This is a genomic window from Deinococcus sonorensis KR-87, from assembly GCF_040256395.1.
GTDB classification, from domain to species: Bacteria; Deinococcota; Deinococci; order Deinococcales; family Deinococcaceae; genus Deinococcus; species Deinococcus sonorensis.
In genome coordinates this window covers 1,954,296-1,978,884 of record NZ_CP158299.1, presented here as the reverse complement: position 1 = coordinate 1,978,884, position 24,589 = coordinate 1,954,296, and the positions used below count along the sequence as shown (strand labels likewise).

General features: G+C 69.2%; 19 protein-coding genes and 1 tRNA gene. 9 read left to right on the top strand and 11 right to left on the bottom strand.

Going from position 1 to position 24,589, the window contains the following annotated elements:
• Positions 1 to 155: 155 nt before the first annotated feature.
• The 3 genes from ABOD76_RS14980 to ABOD76_RS14970 form a co-directional block, all read right to left on the bottom strand.
• The gene (locus tag ABOD76_RS14980; RefSeq protein WP_350242770.1) at positions 156 to 407 is read right to left on the bottom strand and encodes a hypothetical protein; all 252 of its coding nucleotides are present in this window, start codon (positions 405 to 407) and stop codon (positions 156 to 158) included.
• Positions 408 to 470: 63 nt separating this feature from the next.
• Positions 471 to 1,571 (bottom strand): galactose-1-phosphate uridylyltransferase, encoded by a 1,101-nt coding sequence (gene galT, locus ABOD76_RS14975; protein ID WP_350242769.1) that lies wholly within the window; start codon positions 1,569 to 1,571, stop codon positions 471 to 473.
• 22 nt (positions 1,572 to 1,593) lie between these two features.
• Positions 1,594 to 2,376 (bottom strand): DeoR/GlpR family DNA-binding transcription regulator, encoded by a 783-nt coding sequence (locus ABOD76_RS14970; RefSeq protein WP_350242768.1) that lies wholly within the window; start codon positions 2,374 to 2,376, stop codon positions 1,594 to 1,596.
• Positions 2,377 to 2,475: 99 nt separating this feature from the next.
• Between ABOD76_RS14970 and ABOD76_RS14965 the strand changes: the two genes are divergently transcribed.
• Positions 2,476 to 3,000, top strand: coding sequence for a DUF4388 domain-containing protein (locus ABOD76_RS14965; protein WP_350242767.1), 525 nt, complete (start codon positions 2,476 to 2,478; stop codon positions 2,998 to 3,000).
• A 61-nt stretch (positions 3,001 to 3,061) separates the two neighbouring features.
• On the opposite strand, the gene ABOD76_RS14960 is transcribed toward ABOD76_RS14965, so the two are convergent.
• Complete coding sequence (locus ABOD76_RS14960; protein ID WP_350242766.1) at positions 3,062 to 4,885, bottom strand: peptidyl-prolyl cis-trans isomerase; 1,824 nt, start codon at positions 4,883 to 4,885, stop codon at positions 3,062 to 3,064.
• Positions 4,886 to 4,925: 40 nt separating this feature from the next.
• Here ABOD76_RS14960 and ABOD76_RS14955 point away from each other — a divergent pair.
• Positions 4,926 to 5,002 (top strand) — tRNA-Arg (locus tag ABOD76_RS14955).
• 186 nt (positions 5,003 to 5,188) lie between these two features.
• A complete protein-coding gene (locus ABOD76_RS14950) occupies positions 5,189 to 6,085 on the top strand; it encodes an SIS domain-containing protein (RefSeq protein ID WP_350242765.1) in 897 nt (298 codons plus the stop codon).
• Between the two features lie 7 nt (positions 6,086 to 6,092).
• Here ABOD76_RS14950 and ABOD76_RS14945 read toward each other — a convergent pair whose 3' ends face one another.
• Positions 6,093 to 6,578, bottom strand: coding sequence for a hypothetical protein (locus tag ABOD76_RS14945; RefSeq protein ID WP_350242764.1), 486 nt, complete (start codon positions 6,576 to 6,578; stop codon positions 6,093 to 6,095).
• Between the two features lie 102 nt (positions 6,579 to 6,680).
• On the opposite strand from ABOD76_RS14945, the gene ABOD76_RS14940 reads away from it, so the two are divergent.
• The 6 genes from ABOD76_RS14940 to ABOD76_RS14915 all read left to right on the top strand — a co-directional run bounded on the left by ABOD76_RS14940 (position 6,681) and on the right by ABOD76_RS14915 (position 12,164).
• On the top strand, positions 6,681 to 7,190 hold the full coding sequence (locus tag ABOD76_RS14940) for a copper chaperone PCu(A)C (protein WP_350242763.1): 510 nt from the start codon (positions 6,681 to 6,683) through the stop codon (positions 7,188 to 7,190).
• Positions 7,187 to 7,822, top strand: a complete 636-nt coding sequence (locus ABOD76_RS14935) for an SCO family protein (protein WP_350242762.1) — start codon at positions 7,187 to 7,189, stop codon at positions 7,820 to 7,822. Before ABOD76_RS14940 ends, ABOD76_RS14935 begins: the two co-directional genes overlap by 4 nt.
• A complete protein-coding gene (locus ABOD76_RS14930) occupies positions 7,819 to 8,637 on the top strand; it encodes a cytochrome c oxidase assembly protein (RefSeq protein ID WP_350242761.1) in 819 nt (272 codons plus the stop codon). The genes ABOD76_RS14935 and ABOD76_RS14930 overlap by 4 nt, the downstream gene beginning before the upstream one ends.
• Positions 8,638 to 8,686: 49 nt before the next feature.
• Positions 8,687 to 10,468: a M3 family oligoendopeptidase gene (locus ABOD76_RS14925; RefSeq protein WP_350242760.1), complete on the top strand. Its 1,782-nt coding sequence runs from the start codon at positions 8,687 to 8,689 to the stop codon at positions 10,466 to 10,468.
• A 62-nt stretch (positions 10,469 to 10,530) separates the two neighbouring features.
• Positions 10,531 to 11,478: a CPBP family intramembrane glutamic endopeptidase gene (locus ABOD76_RS14920; protein WP_350242759.1), complete on the top strand. Its 948-nt coding sequence runs from the start codon at positions 10,531 to 10,533 to the stop codon at positions 11,476 to 11,478.
• A gap of 17 nt (positions 11,479 to 11,495) precedes the next feature.
• Positions 11,496 to 12,164: a hypothetical protein gene (locus ABOD76_RS14915; protein WP_350242758.1), complete on the top strand. Its 669-nt coding sequence runs from the start codon at positions 11,496 to 11,498 to the stop codon at positions 12,162 to 12,164.
• Positions 12,165 to 12,167: 3 nt separating this feature from the next.
• Here the strand turns inward: ABOD76_RS14915 and pyrF are convergent, their stop codons facing one another.
• From pyrF to ABOD76_RS14885, 6 genes are all read right to left on the bottom strand, one after another.
• The gene (pyrF, locus tag ABOD76_RS14910) at positions 12,168 to 12,980 is read right to left on the bottom strand and encodes an orotidine-5'-phosphate decarboxylase (protein ID WP_350242757.1); all 813 of its coding nucleotides are present in this window, start codon (positions 12,978 to 12,980) and stop codon (positions 12,168 to 12,170) included.
• The gene (locus tag ABOD76_RS14905) at positions 12,977 to 13,711 is read right to left on the bottom strand and encodes a 3-keto-5-aminohexanoate cleavage protein (protein ID WP_350242756.1); all 735 of its coding nucleotides are present in this window, start codon (positions 13,709 to 13,711) and stop codon (positions 12,977 to 12,979) included. The genes pyrF and ABOD76_RS14905 overlap by 4 nt, the downstream gene beginning before the upstream one ends.
• Complete coding sequence (locus ABOD76_RS14900) at positions 13,708 to 15,093, bottom strand: MATE family efflux transporter (protein ID WP_350242755.1); 1,386 nt, start codon at positions 15,091 to 15,093, stop codon at positions 13,708 to 13,710. The genes ABOD76_RS14905 and ABOD76_RS14900 overlap by 4 nt, the downstream gene beginning before the upstream one ends.
• A gap of 133 nt (positions 15,094 to 15,226) precedes the next feature.
• The gene (locus tag ABOD76_RS14895) at positions 15,227 to 16,120 is read right to left on the bottom strand and encodes an NAD(P)-dependent oxidoreductase (RefSeq protein WP_350242754.1); all 894 of its coding nucleotides are present in this window, start codon (positions 16,118 to 16,120) and stop codon (positions 15,227 to 15,229) included.
• A 10-nt stretch (positions 16,121 to 16,130) separates the two neighbouring features.
• Positions 16,131 to 20,798: a DNA-directed RNA polymerase subunit beta' gene (rpoC, locus tag ABOD76_RS14890; RefSeq protein WP_350242753.1), complete on the bottom strand. Its 4,668-nt coding sequence runs from the start codon at positions 20,796 to 20,798 to the stop codon at positions 16,131 to 16,133.
• Between the two features lie 82 nt (positions 20,799 to 20,880).
• Complete coding sequence (locus tag ABOD76_RS14885; protein WP_350242752.1) at positions 20,881 to 24,333, bottom strand: DNA-directed RNA polymerase subunit beta; 3,453 nt, start codon at positions 24,331 to 24,333, stop codon at positions 20,881 to 20,883.
• Positions 24,334 to 24,589: the final 256 nt, after the last annotated feature.

The window sequence follows — 24,589 nt, the reverse complement described above, 5'->3', positions numbered from 1 at the left end:
CGACTTGAAGTTACGCGCACAATGTACCACGCAGACCCGGCAATGCCCACCCCAGGCGCGTTTCTGCCCAGGCACCCCGCCACGCGCCGACAGATGCAGCGTGGGCGGCCCGGCACGCTGCCAGGGCCGCCCACCCGGGGCCGGTCTGTCGGGGGCTACGGCAGGTCAAACCCGTCCAGAGCGCCGGCGTGCAGCCGCCAGTCGTCGCCGCTGCGGGTGGCCTGCCCGGCCTGCACCAGCCGGTTCAGTTCGGCCTCGACCCGCTGCTGCACGCGCCGCAGCGGCATGCTGTCCACGTCGGCCACGCCGCGCCAGTGCAGAAACCGCCGGTGCAGGTCCGGCAGCGCGTCCAGCGGCACCCGGCCTTCCAGCTCCCGCCAGGACAGGTCGGCGGCCGGCTCAGTCATGGCCGCCCACCCGCACAGGCCCACCCGTCAGCTCTGCACACGCTAAAGACACGCACCGGGCGCTCACTCGCCCTCCAGCGTCAGGGCGCGCAGCTCTGCCGCCTTCTGCTCGGGCAGCGCGTCGTTGGCGAACTCGCCGGCCCCCTGCTCGGTGCCGGCCAGGTACTTCATGCGGCCCGGCGCCCGCAGGTACGGATAGATCTCGATGTGCAGCGGCCACTCCGGGTACTCGCCGCCGCAGGGGGCCTGCTGCACCGTCATCAGGTACGGCATCCGCACCCCGAACAGCGCGTCCAGCCGGCGCAGCGCGTCACGCAGCACCAGCGCAAAGTCGTCGCGCTCTTCGTCCGACAGCTCCGAGATGCGCGACACCGCGCGGGCCGGCAGCACCCAGGTCTCGTAGGTGTAGCGGGCAAACGGCGGCACCACGCTCAGGGCGTGCGGCCGGTCATGAATCAGTCGCACGCCCACCTCGCGCTCGGTGGCCACGAAGCTGCTCAGCCACGGCTGGCCATGGGCCGTCAGGTGCTCGCGCATCTGAGACAGCACCCGCTCCTGCACCGGCGGAATGTGGTTGTAGGCGTACAGCTGACCGTGCGGGTGGTGCAGTGTGACACCCACCTCCACACCCCGGTTCTCAAACGGCAGCACGTAGCGGATGCGCGAATCCTGCCCCAGCGACTCGGTGCGGTCGGCCCACACGTCCAGCAGCAGCCGGAACCGGTCCGGCGGCAGGGTCGCCAGCGTCTGGTTGGGGTCCTGGGTGAACACCACCACCTCGCACGAGCCGACGCCAGCCCGGACGTCCAGGCCCGGCACCGGCTCCGGCTGCGGCGCCTGCAGGCTCAGGCTGGGAAAGCGGTTCTGAAACACCGCGATGTCGTACTGGCCCTGCGGCAGCTCGGTGGGATTTTCCGGGTCGCGGGTGGGGGCCAGCGGGTTGTACTCCGGCGGCGGCATGAAGGTGCGGTTCTGCCGGTGCGCCGCGTACATCACCCATTCGCCGCGCAGCGGGTGCCAGCGCAGCTGGGGGCGCGCCTCCACCGGGTCCGGGCTGGGCGACGGCACCTCGCTTTCCAGCTGGATCGGCGCCGTGCCGTACAGCCACAGGAGCCGTCCGTCGGGTTTGAGGTACTCGGCCTTGTGCATGGAAGTGGGTTGCATATCAGTGGACTCCGGGCCGTGGCTACACGGCGTGAATGGTCGGGATGACAGCCTGCAACGGTCTGAGCTGGTCCGGGCTGGCCTGACGGCCGGTGATGAGCACCTGCACCTGCCGGGCCGGCAGGACATGGGCGCGGGCCACTGTACCAAGCTTGCTGTGGTCCGCAACCACGACCACGCTTCGGGCATATTCAGCCATGCGGCTCTTGATCTCGGCCTCATCGAAATTTGCGTTGGTGACGCCATGCTGCACGTCCAGCCCGTTGCAGCCCAGAAACAGCAGATCGGCCCGGATGCGGCCCAGCAGCTCCAGGCCGTAGGGGTTCACCAGGCTGTGTTGAAGCCGGCGCAGGCTGCCGCCGGTCACGATGATGTGCAGGCCCGGCAGCCGCTCCAGCTCCAGCGCGATGTTCAGGCCGTTGGTCACCACCGTGACGCCCCGCAGCGCCGGACTCAGGTGCCGGGCAATTTCGGTGGTGGTGCTGCCCACGTCCAGAAACACCGTCTGGCCGTCACGCACCAGACTGGCCGCCCGCTGCCCGATGCGGCGCTTCACGGCCGCCTGCTGCCGGCTGCTCTCCTCCAGGGTCCGTTCCGGCAGGCCCAGCGGCCGCGCCACCCCCCCCCGGGTGCGGCGCACCAGCCCCCGTCCGGCCAGCGCCTTGAGGTCGCTGCGGACCGTGACTTCCGAAACGAGCAGCAGCGCCGAAAGTTCACTCACCGAAACGGATTCGCGGTCCTCCAGCAGCTGCAGAACGCTGTGCTGCCTGTCGCGCTGGGTTCCGGCCGTTTCGCCCTGGGTCATCATTCCTGAATTTACGTTTCTTACGAATTCAAGTCAAGCAGGATGGGGGCAGCCGTTTGTCTGCTATTGACAGCTGCCACGCTACGCTACACTCCTGGCATGCTGAGCAGTGACCTGACTCACTTTGCCTTTCCCGCCGTGCTCCAGATGCTGATGAACGGTGGCCGCACCGGACATGTGCGGGTGCGGGGACCGCTTTCCGGCGAGGTCTGGCTGGAGAACGGCAACGTCGTGCATGCGGTCAGCATGGGCAAGGCCGGCGCGTCCGCGCTGGATCTGCTGGCCTCCCTGAACCGGGGCGAACTGCAGTTCGAGGGCGGCCCCACCACCAGTGAGCGCACGGTCACGTCCTCCCGCGACGCCACCCTGCGTCAGCTGCTGGTGGACAACGCGGCCTGGAGCCCGCTGCTGGCCGCTCTGCCCGACTGGGACCAGGGGCTGCGCTTCACTGCCCGCTGGTCGGAGCAGCAGCCGGTCACCCGCGCCCAGTACCGCGCCCTGGCCGGGGTAGGCCGCCTGACGGTGCGGCAGATGCTGGAGACGACCGACCTGCCGCCGCGCACCCTGCTGGGCATCCTGCTGTCCTTCATGCAGGCGGGGCTGGTGGAAGCCGCTCCCAGCTGAGCCTGAAGGCAAAAGATAAGGCGCCCCCCTGCAGCTGCAGGGGGGCGCCTTCTGTGGAGGCTTACTTCGCGGGCGTGCTGGGCGCCGAGGGGCTGCTGGGCGAGCTGGGCGTCTGCGCCGCGACCCGCTTGGCCTGCGCCGCCAGCACGCTGCTCAGCAGGTCCTGGGTCTTGATGGTCTTGAGCTGGGCGGTCAGGTAGGCCTGCCCGGCCGTCTGCTGCTTTTGGGCCAGCAGCTGACTCTGGATGGTGCTCTGCACCTCGGCCAGCGGCTTGACGCTGGCGCGCACCAGATCGGTCAGGTACGCCACCACGTAGCGTCCGTTCTCCTGCGCCACGTCGCTGAGGCTGCCCTCACCTGCCGGCTGCAGCCGGTCGGTGGCGAACACGGCGGTTTCCAGCGCGCCGGTCAGCTTGCTGTCGCCCTGGGTGACGGCGCCGCGCTCGGCCACCGTGCCGCCGGCCTTGCTGGCGGCCTTGGTGAAGTCGCCGCTCTTGAACGCCTGCCGGAACGCCAGCGCCTGCTGCTTGTCCTTGAAGCTGGCGGTCGAGACGGTGGCGCTCGCCTGGGTCTGGAACTCCTTCTGGTGGGCCTTGTAGTAGGCCTGCACGTCGGCGTCCGATACCTTGACGTCGCGGGCACCGTAGGCGGTCAGGCCGCTCAGCAGCTCACCGCGGCTGCCCACCAGCGGGAGCTTCTGCGCCTTGACGATGATCGGGGCCGCGTACTGCTGGATCAGCGACTGCACGATGCTCGGCTTCAGGAAGCTGTTGACCAGCGGGGCCGCCTGATCCGGCGAGGCCTGCTGCAGCAGCGCCGCGAACTGCTGGTTGTTCAGCATCGCCGCCAGCACCTCGGTGTAGGGAATTTTCTGGCCGTTCACGGTGGCCACCGCCGGGTCGTTGTACGGCCACGCGGGGTCCACCACCTCGACCTTGACGTTCTGGCGCAGGCTGTCGATCCACGCCTCCACCGCCTGATTCTTCAGCTGGTTGGCAACCGCGTCGGTGGCGCTGGCCTTGGCCTCGCTGTACGGCTTGGTGCTGGGCGCCAGGAACTGCTCCACCTTCACGATGTAATAGCGCTCGCCACTCTTGATCACGTCGGTCAGGCCGCCGCTGGTCAGGGCGAAGGCGGCCACACCCACCTCCTGCGGCAGCGCCACCTGGGCCACCGGCTTGGGCTTGCCGTTCTCCAGGGCCGCCAGCGCGCCGCCGCGGTCCTTGTTCTCCAGGCTGTTGGCGCTCGCCAGGGCCGCGAAGTCCGCGCCCTTCTTGAGCTGGGCCAGCAGCTGATCGGCCTTGGCCTTGGTGTCCACCACAATCTCGCGCCCCACGATGCGGGCGTCTGACTGGAAGGTCTGCGGGTTCAGGTCGTAGTACATCCGGATCTGCGCCTCGGTAGGCTTGGGCGCGGCGTCCTGAATCGCCTTGGCCTTGCGCTGCACCGCCAGCGAGTTGCGCACCTGCTCGCGGTACGACGAGTCGGAGAACCCGGCGTTGCGCAGCGCGTCGGTCCAGGCCTTGTTGTCGGTCAGGTTATTCGACTCGCGGGTCTTGGTGACCTCGGCGTTCACGTCGGCGCGGCTGACCTTCTGGTCGGCCGCCGCCTGCTGCAGCAGCGTCTGGGTGACCAGCTGATCGGCGACCACCGTCTCGAAGTCGTCGCCGAGCAACCCGGTGCGCACCGACGACAGCAGCTGGTTGGCCTGCCGCGCGTTGTCCAGCTGCTGCGCGGTGATGGTCTGCCCGGCGACCTTCAGGGCCGGCGTGCCGCTGCTGCCGCTGAGCGATCCGATGGCCGGCGTGAACTGCACCACGAGCCCGGCCACCAGCAGCAGTGCCAGAACGCCCAGCAGGACGCGTACGATGACTTGCTTCTTCACTTGAATTCCTCCTCGGTGCGTGCTAGTTTAGCTGAGCTTTGCGCTCGTAGCTCAGCTGGATAGAGCGTTGGCCTCCGAAGCCAAAGGTCACAGGTTCAAGTCCCGTCGGGCGCACCACTCCACCCACCCTTCCTCTGGAACGGCGGGTGTTTTTTTTGGGCACGGCGCGGCTCCGAGCGGGAGAAAAACTGGCACAGAGCGGAGTCTAGCACGCTGAAAACCGCTCACATGAAGGGCTCTTTAGACGCGTGGGACGCCCCTGCGCTCACACTCGGGACCGGTCTCTCATGCCACCTTAGAGCCATGAGCATCTTTCAGACACTGTTGAACCTGCCGGGCAGCTACCAGGGGCCGACCACCCCGGAACAGGGGCCGTTCGGGCTGCTGGGGCTGGGCGAGGCAGCGCTGGCCGCGCAGCTGTGCGAGCCGTTCAGTCAGGTGCGCCTAAGCGCCAGCGGCACCCAGTTCGTGCTGAACAGCGCCGAAACGCAGGCGGCGGCCGACGACTTCGCCGCGCTGGCGGAGGTCTCGGAGGTCACGGTGCGGCGGGTGGGCGTGGGTGAGGGCCGCCGGTTTGCGCTGGATCAGCTGCACTTTCTGGCGCCGGGCGGCGTGAGCAGCACCTACCATCTCGCGCAGTACCTGGCCTACGCCACCGGTCACGCCGAGGAGGCCCAGCAGGCCGAGGCGCTGCTCTCGGACCTGCGGGACCGCTGCGCCCCGGAAATCGAGGAGGGCAACCCGGCCCGCGACCTGGCCTGGACGCTGTGGGGACGCGCGCCGCTGCTGCTGGCCCCGGCCGGCGAGGGCGCGCTGGTATTCGCGTGGCAGCTGCTGCTCGCGCGCATCGGCAAGGTGCTGAGCGTGCCGGTGGAACGTGAGCCGCTGTACGTGCTGACCGGCGCCTTCGAGGCGCACCACGAGCGCGGCGACGGTCGGCTGGCGCTGCTGCTGGGCGAGGAGGACGCCGAACTGCGGCTGGTGCGCGAGGTGCTGGAAACCCGCATTGACGAGGTGGTGACGGTGCCGTATCCGGGCGGCGAGGAAGGGTACGCCGGCACGCTGGCGCTGTGGTACTTCGCGGCGTGGGTGGCCACCTATCTGGCCGAGCGCGAGGGCACCACGCCGGACGACAGCCCGGCGCTGCTGCAGGTGCTGGCCAGCGTCAGCAGCCCGCTGCCGGACGACGAACTGAACTAGCCCGGCCTCAGGTGCCGGGCGTGCTGCCGGGAAACACCGCCACACGGCCCACCATGTAGGCCACCCCGTACAGAAACAGGGTGGCCACCGGCAGCAGCCGCAGGCCGGTCTGGTGGCGGATGATGCGGCCCTGCACCAGCAGCTCAATGGCATACAGGCTCGCCAGGATCAGGGCGGCGTACATCCAGTGTTCCCAGTTGCGGCTGGGGTCCGGCGGAAAGCCGTAGCGGGTGGTGCTGCGTCCGGTGGCGGCCACCGCGCTCGCCACCTTGTCGCCGCCCACCGCCAGGATCACGCCGGTGGCGGCCGGAATCAGCGTCAGCACCCAGGTGAGGCGCAGCCACCACACCATCGGCGGCTGGATGCGGCCCCGGATCGCCGGACCGAGGCTCCACACGAACAGCACCAGGGTGGCCAGCGCGAGCGGTGTGGGAAACAGGCGGGCGGCGGCGCTGGGAAACTGGAGATCGTGGAGCCACGTGATGAAGGCCATGCTGCCCAGTACAGCCCGTGACAGACGGGCCGTCAATGGGCGGCCCGCGCAACAGCGTGGCGGGGGACAATCCGTCACCCGGTTCGCTCTACAGTACAGGGGATGTACAGGCTTCTTTTTCTGGTCCTGCTGATCACGCTGGCGGCTCCGGCCACGCGTGCCCAGCACGCCGGCGACATGGCCGGCATGGCCGGCATGGCCATGCCGAAAGCCACCTCCAGCGCTCCGGGCGCGGCCGTGAAGCGGCTGACCCTTCAGGGCGGCTGGGTGGCGGCCACCCCGCCCGGCGTGTCGGAGAGCGCCGCCTACCTCACCCTTCAGAACCCCGGCCCCAGCGCGGCCGTGCTGGTGGGCGCCTCCACTCCGGTGGCCGCCCACACCATGTTGATGACCAGCCACACCGATGCCCAGAAGCGCGTCAGCATGCAGCCGCTGAACCGGCTGAGCATTCCAGCCGGCGGGCGCGGCACCTTTGCTCCCGGCCAGGCCCACATCATGCTCTCGGGGCTGCGCAGGCCGCTCAGCCCAGGGACGAAGGTACAGCTAACCCTGCGGTTCTCGGACGGCAGCGCCCGCACCGTCTCGCTGCTGGTCCGGCGGGCGGCCCCATGACCGCCCGCACCCTTCCGGCTGCCCGGCCCTGGTACGTCTCGGCGCTGCTGGCCGTGCTTGCGGTGGCCCTGCTGCTGGGCGGCGTGTGGCTGTACGCCCGCCTGCAGAGCCCGTATCCGTATTACGGCACCGTCTATACCCCGCCGCAGCCGGCCGCCCGCTTCCAGGGCACCGACGGCCAGGGCCGGGCCTACGCCTTCACGCCCACTGGCCACACCACCGCCCTGTTCTTCGGCTTCACCCACTGCCCGGACGTGTGCCCGCTGACGCTCGGCTACCTGGAAAAGGCCCGCGAGCAGCTGACGCCCGAGCAGCAGCGGCAGTTCCAGGTGGTGTTCGTGTCGCTCGACCCGGCCCGCGACACCCCCGACAAGATCGGGCCCTACGTGCGCTACTTCGGTACGGCTACGGGGGTGCGGGTGCCGGAGCCGGCGCTCGCCCAGCTGGCCCGCAGCTACGGCGTGTCGTACGTGAAGGCCCCTCTGCCGGGGCAGCCGGGCGAGTACCAGATCAACCACACCAGCGCCACCTACCTGATTGACGCCCAGGGCCAGCGGCGGCTGATCTGGGACTACACCCAGCTGAGCGACATCAACCGGGTGGTGCAGGACATCCAGCAGGTGATGCAGTGACCCCAGGCACCCTCTCCCCCACCCTGGCCCAGCTGCTCTCGCCGCGCCTGGACCTGCCGATGCTGCTGCTGACCGTGGCGGCCGCCGGCTGGTACGTGTGGGGCTTTCTGCGCGCGCCGCGGGACCGCTGGCCGCTGTGGCGCGCCGCCCTGTTCGGGCTGGCCGTGCTGCTGACGCTCGCCATCACCCAGACGCAGCTCACCAGCCTGACGCTCAACAGCATGGCGCTGTACATGGTGCGCCTGATGGTGCTGGCCGAACTGATTCCGCCGCTGGCGGTGCTGGGCCTGCCGGCCGGCTATCTGCAGCCGGACCCCCGTCGCCCGGGTGGCCGCCTGCTGTCGTGGCTGTTGGACCCCTGGGTGGCGCTGGCGCTGTGGGCCACCATCATCGTCTTCTGGAACATTCCCGCGGGCTTCAACGCCTCGCTGGTCAGCAACACCGCCTCGGGCCTACTGCCGCTGCTGTACCTGCTGGGCGGGCTGCTCAGCTGGTCGGTGGTGCTGCGGCCGCTGCCGGGCGTGCAGGCTGGGGGCTTCGGCAACCGCGGCTGGTTCGGCCTGCTCAGCAGCCTGCCGATGATGGGCGTGGCCGCCGTGTGGCTGTATAGCCCGCGGGTGCTGTACACGCCCTACGTGGGTGCCCTGTGCCTGTGGAACACCACCCCGCTGCAGAACCAGGTGACCAGCGGCTGGGTGATGATGATCGCTGGGCTGCCAGGCATGTTCCTGGCGCTGGTCCAGTTGATGGCGTGGCTGATCGCGCTGGCCGACAGCGGCACCATGCGGGAAGACGAGGCCCAGGAAGAGGGCTAGGCCGCCCGGCTCTCAGCCCGGTTCATGCGGCGGCGCTAGACTGCCGCGCATGACCTCACAACCTGTAGCCGAGGCCGCGCCTCACTGGCGCACCGATGATCTGTACCCTGCCCTGGATTCGCCCGCGTATCAGGCCGCGCTCTCCGATGTGGCGGAGCGGGTGCAGGCGCTGGGCGCCCTGTTTGACCGGCTGGAGATCCGCAAGGACGCCCGGGCCGCCGACCCGGTGGCCGCCTTTGAGCAGGCCACCACCGCGCTGAACGACCTGCTGGCCCGCCTGACCCCGGTGCGTGCCTACGCTCAGGCGTTCCTGACCACCGACAGCCGCGACGACCTGGCCCAGGCGCGCAGCAGCGAACTGACCACCCTGACGCAGCCGCTCAGCGACCTGATGACCCGCTACAACGCGTGGCTGGGCGGCCTGGACCAGCCGGCCCTGCTGAACGGCTCGGCCCTGGCCCGCGACCACCGCTACGCCCTGGAACGTGCCCGCCACGCGGCCGAGCACCAGATGAGCCCCGCAGAGGAGGCGCTGGCCGCCGAGCTGCGCCCCAGCGCCGCCAGCGCGTGGGCCAAGCTGCACGGCAACGTCAGCAGCCTGCTGAGCGGCGAGGTGCGCGGCGAACGGCTCCCGATGACCATGCTGCGCAACCTCGCCAGCGACCCGGACGCGGCGTTGCGGCAGGAGGCTTATATCACCGAGCTGCAGGTGTGGCAGACGGCCGAGATTCCGCTGGCTGCCGCCCTGAACGGCATCAAGGGCGAGAGCAACGTGCTGAACCGGAAGCGCGGCTACCGCTCGGCGGTGGAGGCCACGCTCAGCGGCAACAGCATTGACGCGGCTACGCTGGAGGCGATGCAGACGGCGGTGGTGGAGAGCTTTCCGGACTTCCGCCGCTACTTCTCGGCCAAGGCGCGGCGGCTGGGCCACGCCGACGGCCGCCTGCCGTGGCACGACCTGTTCGCGCCGGTGGGCGAGAGCCGGGCCAGCTGGGCCTATCCGGAGGCGCGGCAGTTCGTGGTGAACAGCTTCCGCAGCTACTCGGACCGGCTGGCGGACTTCGCCGACCGGGCCATGAGCGAAGGCTGGCTGGACGTGCCGCCGCGCGACGGCAAGCGCGGGGGCGCCTTCTGTATGCCGTGGCGCGACGGCGAGAGCCGCATCCTGCTCAACCATGCCCCCAACCTCGACAGCGTCAGCACCCTGGCGCACGAGCTGGGCCACGGCTACCACAACCTGTGTCTGCAGGGACGCACCCCGCTGCAGAAGGCCACCCCGATGACCCTGGCCGAAACCGCCAGCATCTTCTGCGAGACGGTGGTGCAGCACGCGGCGCTGGACGGGACCAGCGGCGACGAGCGGCTGTACGTGCTGGAGACGGCCCTGATGGGGCAGGCGCAGGTGGTGGTGGACATCCACTCGCGCTTCCTGTTCGAGACGGCGGTGTTTGAGGCCCGCGAGAAGCGCGACCTCTCACCCACTGAGTTCAACCGGCTGATGGAGCAGGCCCAGCGCGACACCTACGGCGAGGCGCTCAGCACCCTGCATCCGTACATGTGGGCCGTCAAGTCCCATTACTACGGCAGCAACTTCTACAACTACCCCTACACCTTCGGGCTGCTGTTCGGGCTGGGCCTGTACGCCCGTTACCGCCAGGACCCGCAGGGCTTCCGCGCCCAGTACGACCAGCTGCTGGCCAGCACCGGGCTGGCCGACGCGGCCACGCTGGCGGCCGGCTTCGGCATCGATACCCGTGAAGTGCAGTTCTGGCGCAGCAGCCTGGACGTGATCCGCGAAAACATCCGCGAATACGAGCAGCTGGCCCGCTAGGAGCCCCTCCCTGCACGGCGCGCCGCTCCCCCGGGCGGCGCGCCAGCGTTTACCCTGGACGCATGTCCGATTCCTCCCCCGTTCCGCAGCTGGATGCGGACGTCCTCCACCCTCCGCTCGCCCGCCGGGTCCGCGCCCTGGACGGCAACCGGGCCGCGCTGCTGCTGCTGCTGAGCCAGAACGTGGTGAGCGCCGTGCTGGTCCGGCTCGGTCTGCCGCTGGGCCTGTCGCTGGTGCTGACCTTCGTGATCACTGTGCTGCTGGCGCTGGTGCTGCTGCGCCCCGGCCTGAGCGCCCTGGTGCAGGACAGCCGCTGGCGCACGCCGCCGGCCTGGGGCACCGCGCTGCTGGCGCTGCTGCTGGCCCTGATTGCCTCCAGAGGCGTGTTGATCTTCGTGATCAGCATCTGGCCGCAGGGGGCGCAGAACATCCAGCAGTTCCAGAGCGCGGGCTCGGACCTGTGGCTGCTGCTGCTGGCCGGCGGCGTGCTGATACCCTTCGCGGAGGAGATCGCCTTCAGGGGCCTGCTGATGCGCGGGTACGAGTGGGCCCGGGGGCCGCTGTACGCCGCACTGGCGGCCAGCGCGATCTTCGGGCTGGCGCACGGCGTGCCGGCCCAGATCGTGGCGATTCTGCCGATCGCCTGGGTGCTCGCCCGCGCCGACCAACATACCGGCAGTCTGTGGACCGGCGTGATCATCCACGCGCTCAACAACTCGCTGGCGCTGGGCCTGGGCGCCTTCCTGAGCGGCAACGGAGAGCTCTCCAAACTGCTGGACACTGACCAGATGCCGCAGCTGCCGGTGCAGGTGGGGCTGGCCGGGCTGCTGGTGGGGCTGGCCGCGCTGTTCGTGGCCACCGTCTGGCTGCAGCCGCGCCGCGAGCTGGGCACCGGGGCCGGTGGGCCTCTGCTGAGCGGGAGCCTGATCGTCCTGGTGCTGCTGATCGCCGTGATCGTTGTGGCGGCCAGCGGGCTGGTGCCGCTGGGTGGACTGGGCAGCCCGGCCTGAGACGCTAACCTGACCGCATGACGCTCGCCGACCTGATCCGCCGTCCACACGTGTTCTTTGAAGGGCTGCGGGCCCTGCCTGCCCGGCCGGCCCGGTACCTGGGGCTGGTGGTGCTGTCCGGGGTGCTGGGCGGCCTCGCCACCGCCCTGCTGCTGCATCAAGCGCTGCAGACGCTGGTGCCCGCCGGGCTGCTGTACGCCGCCATGATCGCCAGCAGCGTGGTCCAGGCCCTGATCAGCTGGCTGCTGCTGTGGGGGCTGGGGCAGCTCGGCACCGGACGCGCGGGCCGGCCGGCCGAGGTGTACGGCGCCACCTTCCTGGTACCACTGGTGTGGTCGCTGGTGCTGATCGTGCTGGCGCTGGTGACGCCCGCGCCAGCCCTGGGCGACGCCCCGGACCTGAGCACCCTCTCCCCGCTGGAGGCGGTGCAGGCGATGGCCACCCGGATCGCCCAGGCACAGCTCAGCAGCCCGCTGCTCCGGCTGAACGGTCAGGTGGGCTACGCGGTGTACGTGGTGCAGTTCTGGCTGGCGTACATCGGCTTCCGCGCGCTGCAGCCGGAGCCCGGCACCAGCGCCATGCGCGGGGTGATGTACCCGCTCGGCACGCTGCTGGTGCTGGGAGTGGCCAGCCTGCTGCTGCTCAGCGTGAGCGGCAGCCTGGTGGGCGGCGCGGCCGGCGCCTGAAGGTCAGCGGGCCGTGAGGGCGGCGTTCAGCTGGTCGCGGAAGGTCCGGGCCGCCTGCACCCCGGCCTCCACGCTGACGCCCTGGGCATATTGAACGCCCCGGCTGGCGCTCACCACCGCGCCGGTGCCGTCCGGCAGAAAAGCTCCGGCCAGAGCATCCGGCCGGGCCCCCTGTGCGCCCAGGCCCGGCAGCAGCAACGGTGCCCGGGGCATGCGGGCGCGCCAGCCGGCCAGCGCGTCCGGGTGGGTGGCCCCCACCACTGCGCCCACCGCCGACAGACCGGTGCTGACCGCGCCGCGCCGCGCCACCTCCTCGGCCACCCGCTCGCTGATGCCGCCGCCCTGCAGGTCCGCCTGCCCGGGGTTGCTGGTTTGCACCAGCACAAAGACGGCGCCCCCGTTCGCCTGCGCCGTTTCCACAAACGGGTCCAGCGTCTCGAAGCCCAGGAATGGATTGACCGTCAGCGCGGCGCCGGCGTGGGCACCGGACAGCCAGGCCTGGGCATACGCCTGCGCCGTACTGCCGATGTCGCCCCGCTTGGCGTCCAGGATGATCGGCAGCTCCAGCGCGCGGGCCGCGTCACACAGCTCCTCCAGCAGCTGCATGCCCCACAGGCCCAGCGCCTCGTAGAAGGCCAGCTGCGGCTTGACGCAGGCCACCAGCGGCACGCAGGCCTCCAGCAACGCCAGGGTGTGCTCGCGCAGGGCCTCGCGCTGCGGGTACAGCTCCGGGCGGGGGTCCAGACCCAGGCACAGCCGGGTCTGCAGCTGCAGGGTACGCTCGGTCAGGCGTTCGGCAAAGGGGGCAGGCGTCATCGCTCCAGAGTGTAGCGGGCCGCCTGGACCAGCGCTGCATTGTCCGGAGCCGGACGGCCATCCGGCAGCGTCAGGACGTCCTCGAGGCCGATGCGGGTCGCGTCGCTCCGCCTGGCCGCCTCCGCGACCAGGACCCAGGCATTCTGGTCTGTGCCGTGCGTCAGACGCGGAACCTGGGCGCCCAACGCGTCCAGCCGCGCGTGCATCCGGCGGCACTCCAGCAGAGCCGCCGGCCCGTCGAGGTGGCCGGGCAGCTCGATCAGGTGCCGCAGACAGCTGTGCAGCAGGCCGGAGCTGGCCAGCGCCTCCACATCGGCCACGCTCCCCATCCCCGCCTCGATGCAGATGCCCAGCCGCTGCAGCACCCGGCAGACTTCGGCGGCGCCCGCCTCGCCCAGATTGACTGAGGCGCAGTCCGGACGGTCCTCGCGGGGCAGGGCCTCCCAGTCCTGGATCAGCTGCAGCCGCTCTGCCGGAGACCGGGCGATCCAGAGGCCGGTACTGACGCCGACCGGCACTCCGGGCACCGCGTCCCGCACCTGCCGCAGTGTGCGCTGCAGCACGGCCGCACTCAGCGTTTCGGTGCCGTGGTGCCACAGATGCAGGTGCAGGGCCTCTGCCCCGGCGGCACAAACCCGCCGCGCGTCCCGGGCCAGCGCGGCCGGGTCCTGCGGCAGTGCCGGATGTTCACCCGGCCTGCGGGCGCCATTCAGGCAGGCCTGCAGCCTCACGCGGCAGCGGCCACCTGCTGCTCGGCCAGGTGCTCCCAGCGGAGCCGACGGCCCCGCCAGGTGAAGATCGCCAGCTTGACCGACTCCTCGATGCCGCGCGCCAGGAACAGGCCCATCACGCCCAGCGGGGTGAAGAAGCCCAGCACGATCGCCAGCGGCAGGCCCACCAGAAAGGCGCTCACCACGTCGCCCAGGATGACGCCCTGCACGTCACTGCCGCTCGGCAGCACGCCCGCGCCCAGAATCATGTTGCGGACCTTCACGACCTGGAAGGCGGCGTAGATCAGCACGCCCCACATGGCCATGCCGCGCACCTCCTCGCTGACCTGCGGGAACAGCGGCCGCAGCAGCAGCGCACTCAGCGCGAACAGCACCCCGAAGCCCAGGCCGGTGCCCACGCCCACCGACAGCACCCGCCGCACCCAGCCGAGCGCCCCGGCCGCGTCCCCGCTGCCGAGCGAGCGGCCCACCAGGGCGGTGGTGGCGCTCATCAGCCCGATGCTGCCCAGAATGAATACCGCCTCCAGCGAGTTCACGATCTGCGCGGCGGCCAGCGCCTCATCGCCGAGCCGGCCGAACACCACGTTGTACAGGAAGGTCCCCACGCTCCAGGCCAGTTCGGTGATGCCCAGCGGCAGCGCCAGCGTGAAGAGCGGCCCCAGCACCACCCGCCAGCCGGCCACGCCACGCGGCGCAGCCCAGGTGGCCAGCTGGCGCGGCCCGTACACCTGATACAGCAGGATGCAGGTCTTCAGCACGCCGGTGATCACGGTGGCCCAGGCGGCGCCCGCCACCCCCAGCCGGGGCAGCGGCCCCACGCCGAACACCAGCAGGTAGCCGAGCAGCGTGTTGAGCAGCACCGTCACCAGCGTGGCCATCATGGGGGTGCGCGCGTGGCCCAGCGAGCGCAGCACGCCGCTCAGCACCGCGCCCAACACGCCCGGCACCAGCGCGATGGCGCTGACCCGCAGGTAGTCGGTGCCAGCCGACGCCACGGTGGCCGACGCGCCGGTCAGCCGCAGCAGCGGCGCGGCCCACAGCGCCAGCGGAATGGCCGCCAGCGCGGTCAGGGTGCCGGCCAGCAGCAGCGCCGCGCTGACAGTGCCGCTCAGCTCACCCCGTCGCCCGGCCCCGAAGGCGCGCGCCACCAGGATGCTGACCGAGGACCCGAGCGCCCCGATGGTGACCAGCAGAATAAAGGTCAGGCTGTTGGCAAACCCGACCGCGGCGATGGCCGTGGCACCCAGCGCGCCCACCACCACCTGATTGACGAAGTTGAGCAGCAGCATGAACACGAATTCCAGACTGACCGGCACCGCAATCCGGGCGATCTGGCGGCCGGGTGTGGTGGCGTGGTCAGGAGCAGAGACAGAAGCAGACATACCCCGCTACTGTAACGGTTCAGAAACGGTGCGTCATCCGCCAGATGGCCAAGTTAAGGAACGGGCTGGCCGAGCGGCAGCCTCACGCTCGGGCACGGCGGGCCGCAGCACGACGGGCTCTTCCGTGCGCCCCTCAGGACGAAGAGGCCTCACCGGCGATCAGGGTCCCGTGGCCGAACATCGCCTCCACAAACTTCACCAGCTCGGCGTGGTCGGCATCCTCACTCTGACTTGCTTGGGCTGCCCGCAGCAGCATGGCGGTCTGGGCCAGCAGCGGCGCGCTGCCCCGTACTTCCTGCACGTTTTCCAGCGCAATCCCGGCGTCCTTGGCCAGCAGGCTCAGCTTGAAGAACGGCGCGAACTCGCGCTTGAGGATCTTGGGGAACTTGTTCTCCGAGGAGAAGCTGCGGCCACTGGAGGCGTTGATCACGCTCAGCGCGGCGTCCAGGTCCACGCCCTGCTGCTGCAGCGAGGCGAAGCCCTCGGCGGTGGCCCACAGATGCACCGCCATCAGCACGTTGTTGACCGCCTTGACCGCAAAGCCGGTGCCCACCGGCCCCACCCGCAGCACCGTGCCGCCGAAGCTCTCGATCAGCGGACGGGCCCGCTCCAGCACTTCCGTCTCCCCGCCCACCATCACCGCCAGCGTGCCCGCCTTCGCTCCGGTGGGGCCTCCCGAGACCGGCGCGTCCAGGAAAGCGGCCCCAGCCTGCTGCAGCCGCTGGGCCTGCTCGCGCCCCGCCGCTGGCCGACCGCTGGTGCAGTCCACCCAGATGGTGCCGGGCTTGAGCAGCGGCAGCAGCCGGTCCAGCAGGCCCTCCACGTCGTCACTGGTGGGCAGGCAGGTGAAGATCACGTCGGCCTGTGCCGTCTCCTCCAGCGTCACGGCGCGGCTGCCGAACTCGGCGGCGTGCTGCTCGGCCCGGCCGGGCGTGCGGTTCCACACCAGCGTCTCGCCCAGCCGGGTGAGGTGTGAGGCCATCGGGTAGCCCATGGCTCCCAGTCCCAGGAATGCTGCAGTGGTCATGCCGAGTAGGCTAACGGATTTGCAGCCGGGCAGGCGGTCCCCGGCACGAAAAAACCCCCACCCGTTTCCGGATGGGGGTCAGTGAGGGCTTCAGCTCAGTCGGTCGCGCCCGGCTGGAGCGGACGACTGGGGCCGGAGCCTCGCTGCGCGGCAGCGGGCTGCCGTCGCTGCTCTCGCCGTACTTCTCCAGGGTGCGGTCGTCCGCCACCTGCATGGCGCGCACCATGCCCAGGCCGGTGCCGGCCGGGATCAGCTTGCCGAGAATCACGTTCTCCTTCAGGCCGATCAGCTCGTCCACCTGACCCTTCATGCTGGCTTCCGTCAGCACGTGGGTGGTGTGCTGGAAGCTCGCCGCGCTGAGCCAGCTCTTGGTGGTCAGGCTGCTCTTGGTGATGCCGAGCAGCACCGGCTTCCAGCTCACGGCCGTCTGGGCGTCGGTCAGGGCCTCGTTGGCCTGATCCACTTCCCAGCGCTCGACCGTCTGGCCTTCCAGGAACTCGGTGTCGCCACCGTCGGTGATCTCGACCCAGCGCAGCATCTGGCGCACGATCACCTCGATGTGCTTGTCGTGCACCTTCACGCCCTGGCTGCGGTACACACGCTGCACCTCTTCCACCAGGTAGCGCTGGGCGGCGTCGGTGTCCTTGTACTGCAGCAGGTCGTGCGGGTTGATCGCGCCGCGCGTCAGTGCCTGGCCGGCTTCGACCCGGTCGCCGTCGCGCACGATCATGCGCAGGTTCTTGCTGATCTTCTTGGCGGTCTTGCTGCTGTAGGCCTCATCGTCGGCCTCGATCTTGACGAGGTAGCGCTCCTCCTCCTCCTCGATCCGCACGATGCCGTCGCGGTCCGCGACTTCCGCCTGGGTCTTGGGCTTGCGCGCCTCGAACAGCTCGATCACGCGCGGCAGACCCATGGTGATGTCGCCGCCGCCCGCCACACCGCCGGTGTGGAAGGTGCGCATGGTCAGCTGGGTGCCGGGCTCGCCGATGCTCTCGGCGGCCACCACGCCCACGGCCTCGCCCATGCTGACCGGCTTGGCCTGCGACAGGTCGTAGCCGTAGCACTTCTGGCACACACCGGCCTTCACGCGGCAGTTCAGCGGGGTCCGCACGAACACCTCGCGCACGGCCTTGGCCTGCTTGCTGAGCGCCTTGATGTCCTCCAGGCTGAGCATCTCGCCCGCCGGAACGGTGCGCTCCTCCAGCTCCAGGTCCGCGGTCAGGGTCCGGCCGTACAGGCTGGTCTCGATCTCGCTGGCCTTGCGGCTGCGCCACTCGCCGGAGCGCTCATCGGTGCTGCCGAGCGGCACCACGGTGTAGTCGGTGGTTCCGCAGTCCACGTCGCGCACCACGACCTCGTGGGCCACGTCCACCAGCTTACGGGTCAGGTAGCCGGAGTCGGCGGTCCGGAGCGCCGTGTCGGCGCCACCCTTACGCGCGCCGTGCGTGCTGATGAAGTACTCGGCCACGGTCAGGCCCTCGCGGAAGCTGGCCTTGATCGGCACCTCGATGGTGCTGCCGTCCGGGCGGGCCATCAGACCGCGCATGCCGGCCAGCTGACGGATCTGCTGCGGGTTACCACGGGCGCCCGACTGGCTCATGATCCACAGCGGGTTGAACGGGTAGTTCTTCTCGAAGTTCTTGAAGACCTCGTTCTTCACGCTGTCGGTGGTGTCGTTCCACAGCTGCACCACCTGCTTGTAGCGCTCTTCTTCGGTCATGAACCCGAACTCGAAGCTCTGCTCGATCTCGGCCAGCTTGCCGTCGGCCTCCGCCAGGATGCCCGCCTTGGCCGGCGGAATCACGATGTCGTCAATGCCGATGGTGATGCCCGAGGTGGTCGACAGCTTGAAGCCGCTGTCCTTCAGCGCGTCGAGCAGCTTGGCGGTCGCCTCGATGCCCAGCCGCTTGAAGCAGGCCATGATCAGGTCCTTGAGGCTGTCCTTCTCGTAGGCCGTCTCCAGGTTGACCAGGCTGTCCACCAGGTGCTGCTGGCCCTCGTTCAGGGCCTCCTGCACCAGGCGACGGAACAGCACGCGGCCCGCGCTGGTCTCGTGCACCACGCCGTTCAGGCGGATCCGCACGTGGTCCTGGTAGTCGATGGTGCTGCGCTCCACCGCCAGGATCGCCTCGTCCGGGCTGCTGAACACGTACCGCAGGCGACCGGGGCTGGTCTCGGTGCCGTTCAGCATCACCGGGCTGTTCAGCGCCAGTCGGCCGGCGTCCAGCGCCTCCAGCACCTCCTGAGGGGTACTGAACTCGGTGCCGGCGCCCAGGTTGTCGCGGCGCAGCTGGGTCAGGGTGAAGATGCCCAGAATGATGTCGCGGCTCGGCTTGACGTTCGGCTCGCCGTTCGCCGGGCTCAGCAGGTTGTGCGAGCTGAGCATCTGGATCCGGGCCTCGGCCTGCGCCTGGGCGCTCAGCGGCACGTGGATCGCCATCTGGTCGCCGTCGAAGTCGGCGTTGAACGCCTCACAGACCAGCGGGTGCAGCTGGATGCTCTGGCCTTCCACCAGCACCGGCTCGAAGGCCTGGATGCCCAGACGGTGCAGGGTGGGCGCGCGGTTGAGCAGCACGACCTTGTCCTCGATCACCTCTTCCAGGGCGTCCCAGACGCTGTCGCGGGTGTCGCGGTAGCGCTCGAGCATCTTGCGGGCCTGCTTGATGTTGGTGACCTCGCCCTTCTCTTCCAGCACCTTGAACAGGAACGGCTTGAAGAGTTCGAGCGCCATGCGCTTGGGCACACCGCACTGGTGCAGCTTCAGCTGCGGACCCACCACGATCACCGAGCGGCCCGAGTAGTCCACGCGCTTACCCAGCAGGTTCTGGCGGAAGCGGCCCTGCTTGCCGCCCAGCAGGTCGGTCAGCGAGCGCAGGCTGCGGTCCGAGCCGGGGTTGGTGACGGGGCTGCCGCGGCGACCGTTGTCGATCAGCGCGTCCACCGCTTCCTGCAGCATCCGCTTCTCGTTGCGGATGATCATGTCCGGGGCGCCCTGGCTCATCAGCTTCTTGAGGCGGTTGTTGCGGTTGATCAGGCGGCGGTACAGGTCGTTGAGGTCGGAGGTGGCGAAGCGGCCACCCTCCACCTGCACCATCGGACGCAGGTCCGGCGGCATGACCGGCACGGTGTTCAGGATCATCCAGCTGGGGTGGTTGCCGCTGGCGATGAAGCTGCGGGTCACTTCCAGGCGCTTGCGGGCCTTGGCACGCTTGTGCCGGCTGGAGTCCTTCATCTGCTCGTTCAGCTCGGCCTCCAGGGTGGGGAGGTCCAGCTCGTCCAGCAGTTCCTTGATGGCCTCGGCGCCCATCTTGGCCTCGAAGTCGTAGCTCTCGATGACCCGCACCTGCTTGCGCACCAGGTCCAGCTCGATGCGCCCGCTGATCTCGCTGCGCAGCGCGCCGCTGTCGGCCAGCTCATCGCCCGGCTCGACGCGGTCGCCGTTCACGACCAGCGGCTCGTCCTGGTAGGGGTAGACCTTGGCCTTGGACACGATGATGCTGGCGGGAGCGTGCAGGCTGACGGTGCCGTCGGCCTCCGCGATGATCTCCTCTTCCTTGTCGATCGCGCCGACGACCTTCTGGCCCTTGCGGACGTCGCTGCCGTCGCCGATCAGCACGTGCATGGTGGGGTTGATCGGGTAGCTGACCACCCGCTCCCAGTGCACGTTCGCCGTCACGTCGCCGCGCTTCTTGGGGAACACGACGCTGCTGAGGCTGCTCACGCGGCTGGTGCGCAGGCGGGCGCCGCTGGCGGCCTGGGCCAGCAGGGTGCCGGCCTCCACGCGCTCGCCGGGGGCGACCATCAGTTCCATGCCGTGCGGGATGTAGACGCTGACGGTGGCCGGCGCCTCCTCTTCCGGACGCAGCTCGATCAGCACGCTGTCTTCGCCCAGGTCGTGCAGGAACACGTAGCCGGCGTCGGGCGCAGTGATGTTCAGGTCGCTCTCCAGCTCGGCCAGGATCTCACCGGCGCGGAAGCTGTCCTGCTCCACCAGCAGCTCGCTGCTGACCGGCAGCACGGCGCTGCGCTGCTCGCGGTAGCGCAGCTCGGCGCGGCGCGGGAAGCGGTACTGCGCCAGACCGTCCATCTTGGAGACGGTGTTGCCGCCCAGCGACTGGCCACGCGTGACGTACTCGCCGTCACGGATGACGGCGTCGATGCCGCCCTGCAGCGCGTAGGTCTCCTGGCGGCCGTAGCGCAGCTCGCGGTACTCCTCGTCGCTGAGCAGCTCGCCGCGCTTGAGCGGGCGGCCGTCCTTCTGGGCGTTCTCCGGTTTGGTCACCAGGAAGCTGCTGAAGTACAGCACCTTCTCCAGCTGGGCCGCGCTCAGGTCCAGCAGCGTGCCGATCTTGCTGGGGGTGTCCTTGACGTACCAGATGTGGGCGGCCGGGGTCGCCAGGTCAATGTGACCCATGCGGTAGCGGCGCACCTTGCTGCTGGTGACTTCCACGCCGCAGCGCTCACAGACCTTGCCCTCGTAGCGCTGGCGCTTGTACTTGCCGCAGGCGCACTCGTAGTCCTTGGTCGGCCCGAAGATGCGCTCGTCGAAGAGGCCCTCGCGCTCCGGCTTCAGGGTGCGGTAGTTGATGGTTTCCGGCTTCTCGACCTCGCCGTAGCTCCACTCACGGATCTTGGTGGGGCTGGCGATGGCGATACGGACCTTGGAAAAGTCTTTCAAAGCAATATCTCCTTGGGGAGAGGGTTCAGATTCACGGACGGCTGGTGGGACACCGGGGAAAACCCCGGTCTCCCGGCCATCCTCAGCGCTTGGGCATCATGCCTTCGAAGATGTCCACGGCGCGGTCGCCACTGTCCAGCACTTCCACGTCCAGGCCCAGCGAGTGAAGCTCCTTCACCAGCACCTTGAACGATTCGGGGATGGTGCTGCTGGCCACCTCGTCGCCCTTGACGATGCCCTGGTAGGCGGCGTCACGGCCGTCGATGTCGTCGGACTTGATGGTGAGCATCTCCTGCAGGGTGTGTGCCGCGCCATACGCCTCCAGCGCCCACACCTCCATCTCGCCGAAGCGCTGACCACCGAACTGCGCCTTGCCGCCCAGCGGCTGCTGGGTGATCAGGCTGTACGGGCCGGTGCTGCGGGCGTGGAGCTTGTCCTCCACCATGTGGTAGAGCTTCATGACGTACATGGTGCCCACCACCACGGGGCCGCTGATCGGCTCACCGCTGCGGCCGTCGAACAGGATGCTCTTGCCGGTGCGGGCCAGCTGCATCTGTGCGTCCTCGTAGCGCTCGTCCGGCACCCCGATCACGCCCAGCTTGCCGGCGCGGTCCAGCACCTCCTGCTCGCGCTTGTCGAGGTCGAAGCCCTCGTCCTTGCGCCGCTGCAGCCGCTCGGCCGCCGCCACCTCCAGCATCTCCTTGATGGTCACCTCGGTCACCGAGTCGAACACCGGAGTCACGAACTTCTGGCCGGTCAGGCGTGCCACTTCACCGAGGTGGGTTTCCAGGATCTGGCCCAGGTTCATGCGGCTCGGCACGCCGAGCGGGTTGAACACCAGGTCCACGGGGGTGCCGTCTTCCAGGTAGGGCATGTCCTCGGGCGGCAGGATCTTGGAGACCACGCCCTTGTTGCCGTGGCGGTTTGCCACCTTGTCGCCCACCTGCAGGCGGCGCTTCTGCGCCACGTACACGCGCACCATCTCGCGCACGCCGGGCTTCAGGTCCACGCCCTCGTCGCCGCGGCGGAAGCGCACCGTCTTGACCACGATGCCGCCCTCACCGGAGCGCACGCGCAGCGAGGTGTCCTTCACCTCACGGGCCTTCTCACCGAAGATGCTGCGCAGCAGCCGCTCTTCCGGGGTCGGCTCCGATTCGCCCTTGAAGCTGGTCTTGCCCACCAGGATGTCGCCGGGCTTGACCTCGGCGCCCACCCGGATGATGCCGTCCTCGTCCAGGTCGCGCAGCGCGGCCTCCGAGAGCCCCGGGATGTCGCGGGTGATCTTCTCCGGCCCCAGCTTGGTGTCGCGGGCCTCCACCTCATCCTTCTCGATGTGGATGCTGGTGTAGAAGTCCTTGCGGACCAGCCCCTCGCTGATGCAGATGGCGTCTTCGAAGTTGAAGCCGTCGAACGGCATGATCGCGATGGTGATGTTCTGACCGAGCGCCAGACGCCCCAGGTCCGAGGCCGGACCGTCGGCAATGACCTGACCGCGCGTCACCGTGTCGCCGATGGCGACGATCGGGTGCTGGTCGAGGTTGGTGCCCTGGTTGCTGCGGGTGAAGCGCACCAGATCGAAGGTGCGGACGTTGCCCTTCACCATGCCGGCCTGCTGGCTGTCCTCGGACAGGGTGATCTGGATGGCGCGCGCGTCCACGTAGCTCACGGTGCCGGTCACGTCGCTCACCACGCTGGTGCCCGAGTCGGTCACCACACGCTCCTCCACACCGGTGCCCACGGCGGGGCTCTCGGCACGGACCAGCGGCACAGCCTGCGACTGCATGTTGGATCCCATCAGCGCGCGGTTGGCGTCGTCGTGCTCCAGGAAGGGAATCAGGCTGGTGTTGATGCTGACGATCTGCTTGGGCGAGACGTCCATGTACTGCACGTCTTCCGGCTCGTGGTAGGTCGGGTCGCCCTTGCGGCGGGCCAGCACGCGCTCCTCGGCAAAGGTGCCGTCGTCGTTCAGGCGGCTGTTCGCCTGCGCGATGGCGTAGCGGTCCTCGATGTCGGCCGTCATGTAGATGACGTCATCGCTCACCCGGCCGCCACTGACCTTGCGGTACGGCGCCATGATGAAACCCAGGTCGTTGACCTTGGCGTAGCTGGAGAGACTGCTGATCAGACCGATGTTGGCGCCTTCCGGCGTCTCGATCGGGCAGATGCGGCCGTAGTGCGTACGGTGCACGTCGCGCACGTCGAAGCCGGCGCGCTCGCGGGTCAGACCGCCCGGCCCCAGCGCCGAGATGCGGCGCTTGTGCCGCAGGTCGGACAGCGGGTTGGTCTGGTCCTTGAACTGGCTGAGCTGGCTGCGCCCGAAAAACTCGCGCATGGCCGCCACGATCGGGCGGTTGTTGACCAGCTTGGTGGGGGTGGCCGCGTCGGGGTTGCCCAGCAGCATGCGCTCGCGCACGCCACGGGCCATGCGGCCCAGGCCCACGCGCAGCTGGTCGGCGAGCAGCTCGCCCACGGTGCGCACCCGGCGGTTGCCCAGGTGGTCGATGTCGTCCTCGCCCACCGGCACGTTGGTCTCGGTGATCACGCCGTCGTCGTCCACCGTCTGGACGTTCAACGTCTCCAGGCCGTGGTTCAGCGCCATCAGGTAGCGGATGGTGTCGATCAGGCCCGCGTCGGCGAACTTGCCGTCCTCGAAGGTCAGCAGGGTCCGCTCCTGGCGGCTGGTGCCCAGCTTGCTGTTCATCTTGAAGCGGCCCGGCTCGCCCAGGTCGTACCGCTTGGGGTCGGCCAGCAGCCCGAACAGGTACTGGATCGCCTTGTCGCGCTTCGGCGGATCACCGGGGCGCAGCACCGTGAAGAGCCGCAGCAGCGCCTCGTCGGCGTTCATGCCGGCGGTCTTGTCCTCGGGCAGCTCCACGTTCGGGTCGAACTCGGTGTACAGCGCGCGGATGGCCGCGTCATCGTAGCCGAGCACGCGCAGCAGCATGCTGACCGGGAACTTGCGCTTGTTGACCTTCATTTCCAGCACGCCCGCGTTCAGCTCCAGCTCGATCCAGGGACCGCGCTTGGGCATCGGGATGATGGCGCCGGTGTACATCTTGCGCACACCCTTGTAGCTGGAAGTGAAGTACACGCCGGGCGAACGGTGGATCTGGCTGATCACCACGCGGTCGGCGCCGTTGATGATGAAGCTGCCGTCGCCGGTCATCAGCGGCAGGTCGCCCAGGAACACCTGGTCTTCCTTGATCAGGCCGCTGTCCTTGTGAATGAGCTGCAGCTTGGCGTAGAGCGGCGCGTCGTAGGTCAGGTCCTTCTCGCGGCACTCCTCCGGGGTGTACTCCGGCTCGCCCAGGCGGTATTCGAGGTAGTCGAGCACCAGGCCGGTCGAGCGGCCCTTCTCGGTCTCGTCGATCGGGAAGATTTCGCGAAAGGCGCCCTGAAGACCGGCATTCTCGCGGGCGTCAATCGGCACGCCATCCTGCAAAAAGGTCTTGAATGAATTGACCTGCACTTCGGTCAGGTCGGGAAGCGGGATCACTTCGGTGATTTCACCGAAACGCTCAATACGTGGCTGCATGTACACCTCGCTGAACTGACTTGCTCGGGGCTTCCCTGCCTGCCATTGCCGATCCTGGGTAACAAGGCCAAGGAGGAGCCAGGGACCATCCCTGCCTCCACTACGAAAACTTAATTGTGGGTGGACTCGATCAGAAATTCCCTTGCATGAGCAGAATGCTGGACCGTACACTCCTGGACAGCCCCAGCCGAGCTGGTTCCTGTCTGCCGCCCCACGCCAGCCCATCCTGGCTGACCAAACTCAAGTATGAGGGGGA